Below are 15,653 nucleotides of genomic sequence, written 5' to 3' on the forward strand. Positions count from 1 at the left end.
TCAGGCGATTGAGCCTGCGGGCTGCGCCAGCGGCGCGGTCTCTTCCTTCTCCCCGCCGCCGCCCGCCTGCCCCAGGTCCATACCGGTAGTCTCGGGCAGCAGCACCGCGGCGACCACTACCATCGCGTAGCCGACTCCCGCCACGATGGCGATCGCGCTCGGCAGCGAGGTGTGCCCCGTACTCAGCCACCCCACCGACAGCGGGAACAGCGAGCCGATCACCCGGCCGGCGTTATACGAAACGCCATACCCCGTTGCCCGGATATCGTTGGGATAAGACTCGGAGATGGTCGCGCCGATGCCCGCGAACACGCCCTGCATTAGTATGCCGAGCGGGAAGCCAAGGAACAGCATCGACGTATTCGACACCGGGATCACCATATAGACCAGCGCGGCCACGAACGCCCCGACCGCGAAGGCGATGTAGGTCAGCCGCCGGCCCCAGCGGTCGGTGGCGTAGGCACCCGCCACGTAGCCGATCAGTGAGCCGATGATGGTGACCGCCAGGTAAGAACTGGTGCCGAACACCGACAGGCCGCGCTCGGTCTTGAGGAAGGTCGGCAACCACGTAGCGATGGCGTAGTACGCGCCCAGCATCCCGCCCGACAGCAGGCTGCACAGCAAGGTCTTGGACAGCAGGGGCCCACGGAACAGCCGGCCCAGGCCTGCCAGCGCCGCCCCCTGCCGGCCGGCCGCCCGGCTCTTCAGGAAGATTTCCGGCTCTTCCAGGTTGCGGCGCAGGTAGATCACCACCAGCGCCGGCAGGATGCCGAGGAAGAAGCAGACCCGCCACGCCGTCTCCGCCGGCAGCACGCTGAAGGCGATCGCGTACACGATGGCGGCCGCGCCCCAGCCGAAGGAATAGCTGCTGGCGGTAAAGCCCGAGTATTTGCCGCGATGGGCCGGGTTGCGGATCATCTCCGTCACCAGCACCATGCACAGCGACGACTCCCCGCCAAACCCCAGGCCCTGGATCATGCGGAACAGCATCAGCTGCTCCGGCGACTGCGCCAGCCCGCACAGGAAGCAGGCCCCCGCGAACACCACGATGGTCCAGCGCAGCACCCGCACGCGCCCGTAGCGGTCTGCCAGGATGCCGGCGCCGATCGCGCCCACCAGCGACGACACCAGCGTCCAGGTGACGATGGCGCCCGCTGTCGACTTGCTCATGCCCCATTGCCCGAGCAGCGTGGAGATAAGAAACGAATAGATCATGAAGTCGAAGACATCGACCGCATGCCCAAGGAACGCGCCATAGAAGCCCTTGCGCTCCATGCGCGACAAATCACGGAACCAGTCGAACATGATCCCTCCCTGTGGTGTGTGTAGTGTGTGTGGTGTTGTGGCTTAGTTGTTGTGGTCCGCCGGCAAGACAGACGGCCGCGGCGGCGGCCGGAACGCGTAGCCCGCGTCTTCCAGCAGGCTGGCAAAGCGCAGCGCGGTGAGATCCCGGTAGCGGCCGGCGACGATCTGCACGCCGACCGGCAGGCCACTGGTGCCCGGCCCGATCGGCGCCACCGCCGAAGGCAGCCCGCACAGCCCGGAATGGCCGGCCCAGAACAATTGCGTGGTCATCGGCTGCGCGCGGCCGTTGACGGTGAGGCTGCGCTGCCAGGGCTCGCCGGCCTCGTCCAACGCGAAGGCCGTGGTGGCTGCGGCCGGGCACAGCAGCACGTCATAGGTAGAGAAGAACCGCCGCCACGCGGTGGCAAAGCGTTCGCGGGCCACCTGCAGGCGCAGCCAGTCGCGATGGCTCAGGGTCGCGCCGGTGTACTGGAGGGTGGCGTAGGAATGGTCGTCTGCGGCGGCTGTGGCGGTGCGGTTCAACGCATCGGTATAGGCCGCATCGTCCATGTGCACCGCGGTGGTCGCGCGCAGTAGCGTCACGTAGACGTGCCACAGTTCGGCCGCATCGAAATCCGGCCGCACATGCCAGTCCACGCGCGCGCCCTGCCCGGCCAGCCAGCAGCCCAGTTTTTCGATTCGCGCGGCGACCTCGCCGTCGGCTTCAGCCTGCGCATGGGTGGGCAACACCGCGACGCGGAAGTCGGCCAGCCGTCGGTGCGGACACTCTGGCAGATCAAGGCGGTAGGGCAGCGCCTCGTCGCCGTGCGGGCCGGCAATGGCGCGCAACACCGGTTCCAGGTCGCGCGCGCTGCGGGCCAAGGGGCCGGCGACATTGATGTCCTGTTCGCCGAAGCGCGCCGGCCCCACCCCGTGGCCTGCCAGCGGCACCAGGCCATGGCTGGGCTTGAGCGAGAAGATGCCGCAGTAGTGGGCCGGATTGCGCAGCGAGGAGCCGATATCGGAGCCCACATCGAAATATGACAGGCCGGCGCACACCGCCGCCGCGCTGCCGCCGGACGAGCCGCCCGGCGTGCGCGACGGATCGTGCGGATTGCGGGTGGTGCCGTAGATGGCGTTGTAGCTTTGCCAGTCACGCAGGCCGAGCGGAACGTTGGTCTTGCCGAGCAGGACGGCGCCGGCATTGCGCAGGCGCTGCACTACTGCGGCGTCGCGCTTGGCTGCATGGCCCTGCATGGCCGGATTGCCGCAAGTGGTCGGCCAGCCGGCGACGTCGAACGACTCCTTGACCGAGAACGGCACGCCATCGAGCACGCCGCGCGCTTGCCCTGCCCGGCGCCGCCGGTCGCTTTCCAGCGCGGCGGAGCGGGCGGCATCGAAATCTGACAGCACCAGCGCATTGATGATGCCGTGCCAGTCGTGCCACGCGGCTTCGCAGCCATCCACCAGTTCTACCGCGGAGACTTCGCCGGCGGCGAGCCGCTGTGCCACCTCCCACAACGGCGGAAAACGGCCGGGAGCCCGGTCGGACAGGTTCACATCGACTCCTTGTCATTATCCGAGCCGGCAGCGGCGCGGTGGGAGTGTATAGGACAGGCTTCGGGAAGTACTGCGAATGTGTTGGTATACTATATTCCGTATTGAACGGAGCGCAAGCGAAAGTGTCATGCGCGAGCGCGCTGAAGCACGCCAGCGGTTGAAAAGCGTAGAAGGGGGAAGGGTCGGCAGGCAGAACGCCTGCTAGGAGGCAGCGGCGGCGTGCTTACGCCGCCGGGTCAGTCAGGCTGGATCAGCAGTGGCCACGGCGTGGGGCGCGGCCGCCCAGCGCCAGGAAGAAGCGGCCGATATCGCGCAGGCGCAGCGGCAGCAGCGGCGTGGCATGGCGGACGGCATTGCGCGCGGCAAAGTGGTGCAACAGTTGCTGGCCGACGGGTTGCGAAAGATAGCGTTGCTCAGGCGACTGCATGGTAAATCCCTATTGATCTGGAATGCCTACAGTATACCTAAATTGGTGCAATGCGCCATGGCGGCGCATGCAATGCCCAGTTGCCGGGCATGCAACGACATGCTGGAAACGGGAGAGGAAAAACCCGGGGCCCGACGCCCTCAGGCCGCCTCTGCCCTGCCCTGCCCGTCCACCGGCAAGTCTGCCGCCTTGGCGGCACTGTAGACATGGCGCGCGGCCAGCAAGGCGGCAAGGTCGGCATCCCCGGCGATGACTGCCTGCAGGATCTGGGCGTGTTCATCCCAGTTCTGGCGGGCGCGAACCACGTTGGCCGGGCCGAACAGCACCGCGGTGCGCTCGCGCAGCGAACGCATCATTTCCTGCAGCACGCTGTTGGCGGCTATGGTGCCGAGCACCTCATGGAAGCGGGTATTGAGGGCGAGCAACTCATCCGCGCGGCCCTGCGCGGCGGCATCCATGCCCTGGTGCAGCACGGTCTCCAGCTCAGCGACCAGCGCCGGGTCGCGGCGCTGCGCTGCGAGCTTGGCGTTGAGCCCTTCCAGCGTCGCGCGCACCTCCACCATCTCGCGCGCGATCACTGGCGACAGGCTGGCCACGGTTGCGCCGCGGCGCGGCTCGATCACCACCAGGCCTTCGCTGGCCAGCGCGCGCAGCGCCTCGCGCACCGGGATGCGCGACACGCCCAGTTCGGCGGACAGCTTGTTTTCCACCAGCCGTTCGCCTGGCGCGTACTTCCCGTTCAGGATGCCTTCACGCAGCTTGTCGGTGACAAGGGCGAACAGCGGCGAGTGGCTGGCACCGAGGCTCAGCGGCTCGGCGGGCGCGGCAGGAGATGGAGTGAGAGACATGGGTCGGCAAAGGCGTAAGCGGAAAGGCTGGCGTCATTGTATACCAGCCGTTCCCTGTATACCGCCATGTCTTAACAATGCTGGAAGGTGAAGCTGTCCGCATAAATGTGGTCGGTGCTTGCGCCGCTCGCCAGGAAAGCGGCGCGCGCGTCTCGGATCATATTGGGAGAACCGCACAAATAGATGGCGTGCTCGCTCAGGTCACCCAGGTCAGCCAGCGCCGCATCGTGCACGTAACCGCGCCGGCCTTGCCATCCTGCGCCGGCACGGGACAGCACCGGTACGTACTGGAAGTCATACAGCCGTTCGCCCCAGGCGGGGATATCGGTGTGCAGGTACAGGTCTTCCGGCTTCCGCATGCCCCAGTAGAGCGACACCGGCGGGCAGTCGGGATCGTCCATCAGCGATTCGAGGATGGCCTTGATCGGCGCCAGCCCGGTGCCGGTGGCCACCATCAGCAGTGGCCGGTAATCCCTGGCGCGGTAGAAGAAGCTGCCGAGCGGCAGTTCGACGTCAACGGCGTCGCCCGCTTTCATTTGCGGCAGGATGCCGTCGGTGAAGGCGCCGCCCGGGATGCGCCGCACATGCAGGTCGACGTGTCCGTCGCGCGGCACCGAGGCCATCGAGAAGCTGCGCGCGCGCCCGTCCTCGCTCAGCAGCTTCAGGTACTGGCCTGGGCGGTAGTCGAGCGCGCCCGTGTCCGGCACTTCCAGTTCGATATGCAATACGTCAGCCGACAACGGCCGCACCGCCTGCACTAGCGCCCGATAACGCGCCGGCTCGGCGCACGCCTCATCCTCGCGCGCCGTGCTGATGACCAGGTCGCCCAGCGGCTGCGCCTGGCAGGCCAGCGCAAAGCCGGCGGCGGCCTCGTCCGGTGCGAGCCCGAACGGCTCCTCGTCATACCGCACCTGCCCGTCAAGCAGCCGGATGCGGCAGGTGCCGCAGCCACCCAGCTGGCAGTCGTGGGGCAAGGCGATACTGGCGCGCCCGGCGGCCTGCAGCAGGGTCTCGCCGCGTTCGACAAAAAAGACCTGCTGCGTTTCGGCGATCTGGATGCGGTACGACATGGAACCTCCTACTTCTTGATATCGGCCTGCACCAGCACCTTGAGGTCCTGCGGCGCCAGCAGCTCGGCCAGCGCCTGCAGCGCGGCCAGCCCGGCCTGCGTGTCCTGCTCGCCGTTGCCGCCGGACAGGCCGATGCCGCCGATCACCTCGTCGTTGACCACGATCGGGAAGCCGCCCACGAACGCGGCGAACTTGCCCTCGAAGCTCCACTGGATGCCGAAGGCCTCGTTGCCCGGCAGCGCCGGCCCGTTGGGCGGCGTGGTGAACAGGTGCGTGGAGCGCTTGTGGCCCGCGGCCGTGAACGCCTTGTTCCATGCGATCTGCGGCCCGGTGATGCGGGCGCCGTCCATGCGCTCGAGCGCGAGCGGGTAGCCGCCCTCGTCGACCACGCAGATCGACTCCAGCACGCCGATTTCCTCCGAGCGCCGGATCGCGGCGGCAACCATATGGCGCGCTTCGCGCAGTTCCAGCTTGATGGCTTTCTTCATGTCTCTATGACTCCTTGTGACGGCGGGCTCAGGCGCCGCGGTAGACCGTCTTGACCTGCGTATAGAACTCCAGCCCGGTGCGCCCCGACTCGCGGAAGGTCGAGGTGCTCGAGCGCTTCACCCCGCCGAACGGCGCGTTGACCAGGTTGCCGGTGGTGGTGCGGTTGACCTTGACCGTGCCCGCCTCGATGTCCGTGGCGAAGTGGTGGATGTAGCGCGGGTTGCTGGTGACGATCGCAGCCGCCAGCCCGTACTCGGTGTCGTTGGCTTTGGCGATAACGTCGGCGTAGTCCGTGAAGCCCAGGATGGCGATCACCGGCCCGAAGATCTCCTCGCGCGCGATCCGCATCTGCTGCGTCACGTCGGTGAACACCGACGGCGCCACGTAGTAGCCCTTGTCGAAGTCGCCGCCGGTCAGGCGCGCGCCGCCACACAGCAGCGTTGCCTCGGACTTGCCGATATCGATATAGCGCAGCACCGTTTCCAGCTGCTTGTGCGAAGCCAGCGGCCCCAGGTCCATCCCGGCTGTCATGCCGCTACCGACCTTGAGCGTGGCGACCTTTGCCAGCAGGCGTTCGGTGTACGCCGCCTTGACCGACTCGGCCACCAGCACGCGGCTGGTCCCGGTGCACGCCTGGCCCGACAGCGAGAAGCCGCCCTTGATGGTCAGGTCGACGGCGCGATCGAGGTCGGCGTCTTCCATCACGATCAGCGGATTCTTGCCGCCCAGCTCCATCTGCGTGCGCGTGGTCAGCGGCACGGCGCGGTGGATCTGCTCGCCGGCACGCGACGAGCCGGTGAACGAGATGGCACGCACGGCCGGCGCCTCGGTGATGGCCGCGCCGATTTCCGCCGCGCTGCCGGTGATGAAATTCAGCACGCCCTTGGGCAGGCCGGCCTTGACCAGCGCCTCGGCCAGCCGATAGCCCGACAGCGGTGCCTCGGACGACGGCTTGAACACCACCGTGTTGCCGGTCACCAGCGCGGGGGCGATCTTGCGGGCCGGGATCGATACCGGGAAATTCCACGGCGCGATCACCGTCACCACGCCCAGCGGCTCACGCTGGCTGTAGACGAGCTGGTCGGGGTCGTCGTTCGGGTACACCTCGCCGGTGAAGGTCTGCCCTTCCACTGCATAGAAGCGCAGCGTCTGGGCCGAGCGCAGCACCTCGTCGCGGGCCAGCGTCAGCGCCTTGCCTTCCTCGCGGGTCAGCTCGGCGGCGATGCTGTCGGCGTTGGCCTCGAGATGGTCGGCGGCACGGTTGAGAATGGCGGCGCGCTTGCCGACCGGGGTCTTTTTCCAGCCGGCGAACGCAGCCGCCGCGGCGGCGACGGCCGCCTGCGCGTCCACCGCGGAAGACGCCTGGAAGCGCCCCACGATGTCGGCGGTGTCGGCCGGGTTGACGTTGTCGAAGGTGCGGCCCGACTGGCAGGCCGCCCATTCGCCGTCGATATGGTTGAGGAATACGGTCATCGTCGATCCGGTTGCGCTGCGGCGCTCAGGCGGCCATGTCGAGTTCGGGCAGCGGCAGCTCTTTCTCGACGTAGTCGTGATAGAGCGCCGTCGTGTACAGCAGCCGCATCTGCGCGCCGATCTCGCAGATCTTCAGGCAGCGCTGCTGCAGTTCCGGCGTGTTGGCGTGCTCCAGCACGATCTGGTAGCCGCGCTCGCCGTGGATCTCGTCCGAGACGATATGCAGGTCGAAGAATTCGACTTCCTCGTCGGTGAACTGGTACTTGTCGCGCAGCGTGGGGGTCTGCTTGCGGTAGATCGAAGGCACCTGCGACTCCAGCCCGACCACCAGGCCGGCTACCGCGACGATGGGGTCTTCACGCATGGCCACCGCATAGCACCAGCTCTGCAGGCCACGGGTGGTGGGCGACATGTTGTCCGGGTCGATCACGCGCTCGCGGGTGGTGCCGCAGGCTTCAGCGAAGCGGATCAGCAGGTCGGTATGGCGGTCGCCGCCGATCTCTTCCTCATACATATTGGCGAGCAGGAAATCCTTGGCTTCGGTATAGCGGTCCGGGGTGCGAGCGTAGATGTAGCCCAAGTAATCCGCGAACGGGCCGACGTAGTGATAGTGGTTCTCGGCCCAGCGTGCGAGATGGGCGCGGGTCAGCTTGCCGCTGGCCCAGGCCACGCTGAATGGCGCCTTGTTGGCGCTCTTGCCTTTGATGGCTTCTTCGAGGGCGGCACGGAATTCTTCGCGGTTCATCAGTTCGGCCATGGCGGAGGCTCCTGGTTGGCGATGTGGGGCGATTGAGTGGGTTGGATGCCGGGGTCGCTTCGTAAATCGATCAGCCCTTGCATGGTTGTATACTATATACAGTGAGGCAGCGACGACAAGGGCTTCGTTGACTAATCACGTAAGTGTTTACCCGTCGGTGGCGCGTGCGATGGCGCTCAGGCGACGCGACGCTCCGCCGCGCCGGCGATGCGGGACCAGGCGAAGCCCGCCAGCGCCACGTCCTCCAGCCCCACGCCGACTGACTTGTAGATCACGATGTCGTCGTCTCGCTGGCGCGGCGACACCTTGCCCAGGACCACGTCGCCCAGTTCGACGATCTTCTCGCGCGGAAGGGCCTGCGGATCGGCCAGCACGATGTCGCCCGCCTCGCGCACGGACTGCGGGCGCCACTCGACCACAATGGCAGCGGCGCGGCGCAGCGCGCTGTCGTCCAGTTCACGCGTATGCGGCAGGCTGGAACCAATGGCGGCGACAAAGGCGCCAGGTCGGAGCGACGCGCCCGCGAACAGCGGCGTGGTCGCGCGCGAGGCGGTGACGACGATATCGGCCTCCGCCACGGCAGCATCGGGCTCCGCCAGTGTGACCGGGATGCCGCACAGCGCCGACAGCCGCGCCGGCATGCCTTCATCGGCGTGCGGATCGGACACCAGGATGCGCGCCAGCCCGAGCGTCTCGCTGAGCTGGCGCGCGTGCTGCACACCCTGCATGCCGGCGCCGAACAGCGCCAGCGTGCGCGCGCCGGGCCGGGCCAGCCGCTGCGCCGCCAGCGTGGTACAGGCGGCCGTGCGCAGGCGCGTGATGGCGCCGGCGTCGAACAACGCGAGCGGCCGGCCGTCGTCGGTCGAGAAGATCAGGATGACAAAGGAGAACTGGCCGTTGATGGTGGTGTAGACCTTGGCGCCCGCCACACCCTGCTGCGGGATCACCGCACCCAGCGTGGACAGCTTGACGCCTCCCGCCTCGGTGCGAATGCGCTCCTGCATCGCGGCGTCGCCGCGCCCGAAGCTGGAAAACGCTGCTTCCATGACTTGCCGGGCATCCTCCGGACTGACGTGGGCATCGACCATCTCATCTGTGATGTGCTGCATGGGAACTCCGCTGATTGGATTGGCAGGGAAAGACAGGAAAACGCGCGGGCAACCGCGCGCAGAAATCGTCAGGCAAACGCCGTGCGTCCGAGCACGCCAAGCGCCCCGGCTGCGCACAGTCCCAGCAACAGGCGGCGCACGACGCCGGGCGAGACGTGCCCACGCAGGCGGTTCGAGAGCGCGAAGCCGGCCAGCAGGAACGGCGCAAGCGCCGCTGCCAGCATCAGCTGCGGCAGGCCGAAGCGCCCCGCCAGCGCGAGCATGGCCAGCGACAGCACTGCGCCGCCGGACAGGATGGTGCCCATGGTCGCGCGCATCGGCGCCGGCGCCATGTGCTGCATGACCAGCGCGAACGGCGGCGCGCCGGCCGAGGTGATGGTGCCCATGAAGCCCGACAGGGTGCCGGCAATGGCCACGTTGCGCGAACTCGGCAGCAGGCGCCAGCCCAGCAGGCTCAGCGCCACGGCGGCGAGTATCGACACCGAGAACAGCACCCCCAGCGGGCCCGGCGCCAGCCACGCCAGGGTCAGCACCGCCGCCGCCCCGCCGAGCGCGCGCCCGATCAGGGCGAAGCCTGCGATGCGCCACGCGATCGCCTCCCGCTCGCGCAGCGCGCCCATTAAAGAGAGACAGCAGCCCATCGCCAGCAGCGGTCCCGGCACGAGGTCGGGAAAGAAGATTGCGCCCAGCGGCGCCGACAGCATCGCGAAGCCGATCCCGCCCACGCCTTGCAGGCAGGCGCCCACGAGAATGAGTGCCCCCATCCATAGATATGTGGGGACGGAGAGTCCGGCTGGAAGCAGGGAGAGCAAGGTGGCGGGCAAGGCAGAGGCCATGGCGGCAGGTCGTAAAAGCGGCTTGGAAGGCGCGAAGGAAGCGCGTCGGACGGACGGCCTCTTGGGGGCATGCCTCCTGCAAGTCGCCGCACACGGTATACAGTCTACATGTCGCAGCGCAGTCGGGCAAACTCGCCGATCCGCCTGTGCACCACTTAAAGGACGCTTCGCATCGCCGCAAGCCCAATAAATGTGCGGCGTTCGGGCAACTTGCACCACTCTGGTATAGGCGTAAGTCCGGATGAAAAACCTGTTGTCGCGAGATGGCACTGGAATATAGTATACCGACACTGGGTTCCAGAACTGGTACGGAACCCGGGGCCCCACAACCCCTCCGCCCCCAGGGAGTCTTCATGTCACAACAAGTCGTGATCGGTGCCGCGCACTGGATCTATCTGTCAGGGGTAGCAGTCATCGTGCTGACGATGATCCTGCGCGCCAATGTTGTCGTCCCTTCCATCATCGGCACCGCCCTGGTCGTCTTTGCCCTCACCGGCAGTCCGGTCTCCGCACTGGGCGGGGTGTTCTCCGCGAGCCTGGTTGCCGCCAAGGAACTGTTCAATATCTTCCTGGTGATCGCGTTCATGACGGCGCTGCTCAATGCGCTCAAGACGCTGCGCTCCGACATCCGCATGGTCGAGCCCTTCCGCGTAGTGATGAAGAACGGGCATTCGGCGTTCTTTATCCTGGCGGGCATCACTTACGTCATCTCGCTGTTCTTCTGGCCCACGCCCGCGGTGCCGCTGGTCTCGGCAATCCTGCTGCCGGCCGCCATCGCTGCGGGGCTGCCGCCGCTGGCAGGCGCGATGGCCATCGCCATCGCCGGCCAGGGCATGGCGCTGTCATCGGACTACGTGATCGGCGTCGCGCCCGGCATCAGCGCCAAGGCGGCCGGCGCGGCGGTGAGCGCCGCGGTGGTGGCCGATCGCGCGCTGGCGCTGTCGATCATCACCGGCACGATTGCGCTGTGCCTGGCCTATCTGTCGATGCGCAAGCATATCGTCCCCGCCTGCGGCACCCTGCTCGACCGCTGGCAGGCGCGCGCCGGCGGCAGCGCCGAGGCGCTGGAAGGCGGCGGCACCTTCGACAAGGCCGAGATCGCCAGGGGCACCGCCCACGCCGAGCCGCTGGCCAGCGACAGCAATATCGAGGCAAGCCTGGCGATGGTGGCCCGGCGCCGGGTGAAGTGGTCGAAATGCTTCGCGATCGTCACGCCCATCGCCTTCCTCGCCGTGGTCGCCGTCATGGTGCTGCCCAAGCTCGGCGCTGGCGTGCAGGACCTCAAGGGCGGCGATGCGGCCGCGTTGGTCGGCGGCGTCGCTGCGGTGCTGATGATGCTGGCGACGCTGGCCGCGGAAGGCCCGCGCCGCATGCTCGACGTATGCCCGGAGCACATCACCGACGGCTTTGTCTTCGCCTTCAAGGCGATGGGCTCGGTGCTGCCGATCGCGGGCTTTTTCTTCATCGGCGCCGGCGAAACCGCCGCGCAGATCCTGGGCCTGCCGCCGGGCAAGGCGCCGAGCCTGCTGTTCGAACTGATCCAGGCCTACCAGCACATGATCCCGGACAACCACGTGCTGGTCGCCTTCGGGGTGCTGCTGGTCGGCATGATCACCGGCATCGACGGCTCCGGTTTCGCAGGCCTGCCGCTGACCGGCACGCTGGCCGGCGCGCTCGGCCCGGTGGTCGGCTTCGACCCTGCCACGCTGGCCGCGGTGGGCCAGATGGGCGCGGTCTGGACCGGCGGCGGCACGCTGGTGGCGTGGTCGTCGCTGATCGCGGTGGCCGGCTTCGCCCGCGTGCCGGTGCTGGACGCGGTGCGCGCGCTGCTGATCCCGGTGCTGATCGGGCTGGCCTGCTCCACCGTGGCCGCGATGGTGTTGTGGTCGTAGGCGGCCGCAAACAACAGCCAGGTCCCACCGATTTCTTCGACTATTCATGATGCCGGGCGGCCAGCCCGGCAGGAACCGCGCCATGCCGACAGTCACTTTCCACAAGCAGGGCCAGACCTTCGTCGACGAGGTCAAGTCCCAGACCAACCTGGTCGTCCGCGCCGGGATCCGCCAGTTCCCCTACCCCAACCTGCGCTATGAGTGCGGCATGGGCAAGTGCTCCAAATGCGCCTGCCGCGTGATCGCCGGCGCCGAACACCTGCCGCCGCCCAACTGGAAAGAGAAGAAGCAACTCGGCGAGCGGCTCGAACAGGGCTACCGGCTGGCCTGCCAGCTCTGGATCGAGCATGACATCGAACTGGCCCAGGACGACCTGCCCGCCCAGGCACCTGCCATCGTGGCCACGGCCGGCGCGGATGCCTGACATGTTCGTCCTTCTCACCAGCCGCCCCGGCCAGTTCCGCACCGAGCCCACTGCGGGCATGACCGCGGTCGAGGCATACGACTACGTCTTCTATGGCAAGCGCACCGCGCGCTTTGTCATCGCGGAACTGGCCGCCGATACCAAGGTGCGGGTCCTGGAAGAAACGCCGCCCGGCATCGTCAACCTGGTGTCGACCAAGTTCCTCGACAAGTACGCCACGCTTGAGGCCGCCCGCGTCGCGCTGCGCGAGCTGGCCAGCTTCGGCAGCATGGACATCGCCCTGGTGCCCGCCCCGGTCGCCATCGCAGGCGCTCCTGGCTACTAACGCCTGACCTTCAGTCAATCTTCGCCATGATCCAGATCACCTTCCTCACCAACCACGGCAAGACGGTCAGCGCACCGGTCAACAGCAATCTGCTGCGCGTGTCGCTGCGCGAGCAGGGCGGCATCCCTTTCAAGTGCGGCGGCGGCCTGTGCGGCACCTGCAAATGCCGCATCGAAAAGGGCCACGAGCATACGGACGCGGTCAAGCCGAAGGAAAAGAAACTGCTGACCGAAGAGGAGCTGGCGACGGGGTTCCGGCTGGCCTGCCAGACTTTTATCGATGGGAATATCGCGGTGTCATGGCAGCCCAGGGAGACGGTGCGCGGGTGAGCGGGCGCTGAGGAGAGTGCGCCTTCGGCTGGTATGACTTCCTGGCCGTGTCCGCGTACCAGCGTTTCGAACGCTAGTCTTCCCGCTACCGCCGCCTCGCCCCCACCAGCCCCGCCACCTCATCCAGCATCGCCATATCCACCGGCTGCGACAGGTCCAGCGCCAGCGTGTGCCGGTAGTAGGGGCTCAGGTCCAGCCCAACCCCCAGCCCCAGCACTTCCACATCTCGCAGCGTCGCATGCCGGGCCACCACCGCCTTCAGGTGGTTGTCGAGGTAGCAGGCGTCGTTGGCCTGCCCGGTCGCGGTATCCATGGGACTGCCGTCGGACACCACCACCAGGATGCGGCGGGCCTTGCCGCTGGCGTGCAGGCGCGCGCAGGCCCACTCCACCGCCTCGCCGTCCACGCCTTCGCGGAACAGGTCGGCCTTGAGCAGGGCGGCGATGTCGGTGCGCGCGCGCCGCCAGCTGCGTTGCGCGTCCTTGAACACCATATGGCAAGTCTCGTTGAGCCGGCCGGGGTGCTGCGGGCGGCCGCGCGCAAGCCAGTCGGCACGGGCGCGGCCGCCGTTCCAGGCGTTGGTGGTAAAGCCGAGCACCTCGGTGGCAACGCCGGCCTGGTCGAGCGCGCGGGTGAGCATGTCGATCAGCAGCGTGAGCGGCTCGGCCTGCGCCTTCATCGAGCCTGAGCAGTCGATCAGGAATCCGACCACGCAGTCGGCGTGGGCCTTGTGCGCTTCCAGGCGGAAGAGCCGGCGCTCGGAGGGGGAGCAGACCAGTTGCGCCAGGCGGCGGCCGTCGATGCGGCCGCTTTCCTCGCCGAAGGACCAGCCGTCCACGCGCGGCTGCGACAACGCGGCGCGCAGCCGGCGCGCCAGCCGGGCCATGTTCACGCCCGCGCGCGCGATGCGTGCGTCGAGCCGCGTGCGGTACTCGTCCAGCAAGGCGCGGCGCACCAGCGTGGCGGCGCGCACTTCGCGGTCGTAGCGGGTGGTGAAGACGCGGTAGCCGTCGGTGGCCTCGGCCAGTACGCGGCTGTGGCCGCTGTCGGCCAGCGCAAAGTCTTCCGCAGGCGGTTCGTCGAAATCCAGCCACAGCGCAAACCCGGCGCGCGCGGCCGAGGCTGAGTTGTCGTCGTCTTCGCCGGCAAGCGGGGCTTCCGCACGGATCATCTGCGCCACCGCGCGCGCCAGCGCCAGTGCGTGCGCGGCGTAGGCGGCCTGGTCGTGGCGTTGCGCGCGCAGGCCGGCCAGCGCGGTGCCCAGCACCGGCACGATGGCGGCGCGCGTGGCTTCGATCAGGTCTTCGGTCTCTTCCAGCACCGGCTCCCCCGTCAGGCGCGACCACGACACCTGCGCCACGGTATAGAGCAGGATGCCGAGGTGCCCCTCGGTCAGCCCGGAACGATGGAAGGCCCGCGACCACGCCATGAAGCGGTGGCGCAGGTTGGCCGCCACGCCGGCCATGCCGCGCGGCAGGCGGGTCTCGCAACGCAGCTGCTCCAGCAGTTCGAAGACCAGGCGCTCGACCGGATCGGCCGGGCACAGCTGCCGATGCAGCACGGCGTCGGAATGCGCCTGGCGCAGGGCGGCACCATCGGCCGCGCCGCGCAGGCAGGTGGCCGTGTCGGTCTCCAGGTCCGTGCGCAAGTGCGGCGCATGCTGCGGCACCGGGCGCATCGCGCGCCAGAGCTGGCCGTCGCGGAAATGCAGCGCCGCATCGCCGGTGATCGCGCGCACCGCGGCGCCGGACAGCTCATCCTGCCGCTGGCGCCGGCGCAACTGCTGCGCGACCGTGGCCGCGCTCATCGCGCGGGCTCCGATTCTGCGCTGACGCCGGCGGCTTCACCCGGCAGGTGGCCGAAGCAGCGCTGGTAATACTCGGCCACCACCGGCCGCTCGGCTTCGTCGCACTTGTTCAGGAAGGTCAGGCGGAAGGCGAGCGCGGGGTCGCGGAAGATCTGGCAGTTCTCGGCCCAGCTGATCACCGTGCGCGGCGACATCAGCGCCGACACATCGCCGGCGGCAAACCCGCGGCGCGTGAGCCCGGCCAGCGCCACCATCGCATCGACCAGCGCGCGCCCGGCGTCGTTGTCCAGTTCCGGCACGCGCGCCAGCACGATGCCGGCTTCTTCTTCATGCGGCAGGTAGTCCAGCGTGGCCACCACATTCCAGCGGTCGATCTGCGCGTGGTTGAGCAGCTGGGTGCCGTGGTAGAGGCCGTTGACGTTGCCCAGGCCCGCGGTATTGGATGTCGCAAACAACCGGAACGACGGATGCGGGCGGATCACGCGGTTCTGGTCCAGCAGCGTGAACTTGCCGTCACGCTCCAGGATGCGCTGGATCACGAACATCACATCGGGCCGGCCTGCGTCGTATTCGTCGAAGATCAGCGCCACCGGACGCTGCAGCGCCCACGGCACGATGCCTTCCTGGAATTCGGTGACCTGGCGCCCGTCGCGCACCACGATGGCGTCCTTGCCGACCAGGTCCAGCCGGCTGATATGCCCGTCCAGGTTGACACGCACGCAGGGCCAGTTCAGCCGCGCGGCGACTTGCTCGATATGGGTCGACTTGCCGCTGCCGTGCAGGCCCTGCACCATCACGCGCCGGTCGCGCATGAAGCCGGACAGGATTGCCAGCGTCACCTCGGGCTGGAAGCGGTAGGCCGGATCGATCTCCGGCACGTGGTCGTCGCGCTGGCTGAAGGCCGGCACCATCAGGCCGGAATCGATGCCGAACGTGCTGCGCACCGGAATCATCCGGTCGGGCTTGCCAAACTGGTCTTGCGTCACCTCATGCTCCTTGTTGCTTGCTGCCATGCCATCGGCA

General features: G+C 68.0%; 16 protein-coding genes. 4 read left to right on the forward strand and 12 right to left on the reverse strand.

Features of this window, described 5'->3' with window-relative positions; all coding sequences use genetic code 11:
• The 10 genes from CNE_RS27005 to CNE_RS27050 all read right to left on the reverse strand — a co-directional run bounded on the left by CNE_RS27005 (position 1) and on the right by CNE_RS27050 (position 9,781).
• Entirely contained in the window at positions 1-1,305 is a 1,305-nt protein-coding gene (locus CNE_RS27005) for an MFS transporter (RefSeq protein WP_013953471.1), read from the reverse strand.
• Between the two features lie 42 nt (positions 1,306-1,347).
• Positions 1,348-2,844 (reverse strand): amidase, encoded by a 1,497-nt coding sequence (locus CNE_RS27010; RefSeq protein ID WP_013953472.1) that lies wholly within the window; start codon positions 2,842-2,844, stop codon positions 1,348-1,350.
• Between the two features lie 250 nt (positions 2,845-3,094).
• On the reverse strand, positions 3,095-3,271 hold the full coding sequence (locus CNE_RS41765) for a hypothetical protein (RefSeq protein ID WP_010810355.1): 177 nt from the start codon (positions 3,269-3,271) through the stop codon (positions 3,095-3,097).
• A gap of 140 nt (positions 3,272-3,411) precedes the next feature.
• On the reverse strand, positions 3,412-4,119 hold the full coding sequence (locus tag CNE_RS27020) for a GntR family transcriptional regulator (protein ID WP_013953473.1): 708 nt from the start codon (positions 4,117-4,119) through the stop codon (positions 3,412-3,414).
• 71 nt (positions 4,120-4,190) lie between these two features.
• Complete coding sequence (locus CNE_RS27025; RefSeq protein ID WP_013953474.1) at positions 4,191-5,189, reverse strand: 2Fe-2S iron-sulfur cluster-binding protein; 999 nt, start codon at positions 5,187-5,189, stop codon at positions 4,191-4,193.
• 8 nt (positions 5,190-5,197) lie between these two features.
• On the reverse strand, positions 5,198-5,677 hold the full coding sequence (locus CNE_RS27030) for a GlcG/HbpS family heme-binding protein (RefSeq protein WP_013953475.1): 480 nt from the start codon (positions 5,675-5,677) through the stop codon (positions 5,198-5,200).
• 28 nt (positions 5,678-5,705) lie between these two features.
• The gene (locus CNE_RS27035) at positions 5,706-7,151 is read right to left on the reverse strand and encodes an aldehyde dehydrogenase family protein (RefSeq protein WP_013953476.1); all 1,446 of its coding nucleotides are present in this window, start codon (positions 7,149-7,151) and stop codon (positions 5,706-5,708) included.
• A 25-nt stretch (positions 7,152-7,176) separates the two neighbouring features.
• Positions 7,177-7,908, reverse strand: coding sequence for a TenA family transcriptional regulator (locus tag CNE_RS27040; protein ID WP_013953477.1), 732 nt, complete (start codon positions 7,906-7,908; stop codon positions 7,177-7,179).
• A gap of 176 nt (positions 7,909-8,084) precedes the next feature.
• Positions 8,085-9,017 (reverse strand): ornithine cyclodeaminase family protein, encoded by a 933-nt coding sequence (locus CNE_RS27045; RefSeq protein WP_013953478.1) that lies wholly within the window; start codon positions 9,015-9,017, stop codon positions 8,085-8,087.
• A 68-nt stretch (positions 9,018-9,085) separates the two neighbouring features.
• The gene (locus tag CNE_RS27050; RefSeq protein WP_049800648.1) at positions 9,086-9,781 is read right to left on the reverse strand and encodes a sulfite exporter TauE/SafE family protein; all 696 of its coding nucleotides are present in this window, start codon (positions 9,779-9,781) and stop codon (positions 9,086-9,088) included.
• Between the two features lie 425 nt (positions 9,782-10,206).
• Between CNE_RS27050 and CNE_RS27055 the strand changes: the two genes are divergently transcribed.
• The 4 genes from CNE_RS27055 (at position 10,207) to CNE_RS27070 (ending at position 12,823) form a co-directional block, all read left to right on the forward strand.
• Complete coding sequence (locus CNE_RS27055) at positions 10,207-11,745, forward strand: hypothetical protein (RefSeq protein ID WP_013953480.1); 1,539 nt, start codon at positions 10,207-10,209, stop codon at positions 11,743-11,745.
• 82 nt (positions 11,746-11,827) lie between these two features.
• Complete coding sequence (locus CNE_RS27060; protein ID WP_013953481.1) at positions 11,828-12,169, forward strand: 2Fe-2S iron-sulfur cluster-binding protein; 342 nt, start codon at positions 11,828-11,830, stop codon at positions 12,167-12,169.
• Between the two features lies 1 nt (position 12,170).
• Positions 12,171-12,494: a hypothetical protein gene (locus CNE_RS27065; protein ID WP_013953482.1), complete on the forward strand. Its 324-nt coding sequence runs from the start codon at positions 12,171-12,173 to the stop codon at positions 12,492-12,494.
• 26 nt (positions 12,495-12,520) lie between these two features.
• Positions 12,521-12,823 (forward strand): 2Fe-2S iron-sulfur cluster-binding protein, encoded by a 303-nt coding sequence (locus CNE_RS27070; protein WP_013953483.1) that lies wholly within the window; start codon positions 12,521-12,523, stop codon positions 12,821-12,823.
• Positions 12,824-12,908: 85 nt separating this feature from the next.
• Here CNE_RS27070 and CNE_RS27075 read toward each other — a convergent pair whose 3' ends face one another.
• Both CNE_RS27075 and CNE_RS27080 read right to left on the reverse strand, forming a co-directional pair.
• Positions 12,909-14,630, reverse strand: a complete 1,722-nt coding sequence (locus CNE_RS27075; RefSeq protein ID WP_013953484.1) for a cobaltochelatase CobT-related protein — start codon at positions 14,628-14,630, stop codon at positions 12,909-12,911.
• Positions 14,627-15,643 carry an AAA family ATPase gene (locus tag CNE_RS27080; RefSeq protein ID WP_013953485.1) on the reverse strand — a complete coding sequence of 339 codons (1,017 nt, stop codon included), beginning with the start codon at positions 15,641-15,643 and terminating at the stop codon, positions 14,627-14,629. The genes CNE_RS27075 and CNE_RS27080 overlap by 4 nt, the downstream gene beginning before the upstream one ends.
• Between the last annotated feature and the right edge of the window lie 10 nt (positions 15,644-15,653).

Source organism: Cupriavidus necator N-1 (genome assembly GCF_000219215.1).
Taxonomy (GTDB): Bacteria; Pseudomonadota; Gammaproteobacteria; order Burkholderiales; family Burkholderiaceae; genus Cupriavidus; species Cupriavidus necator.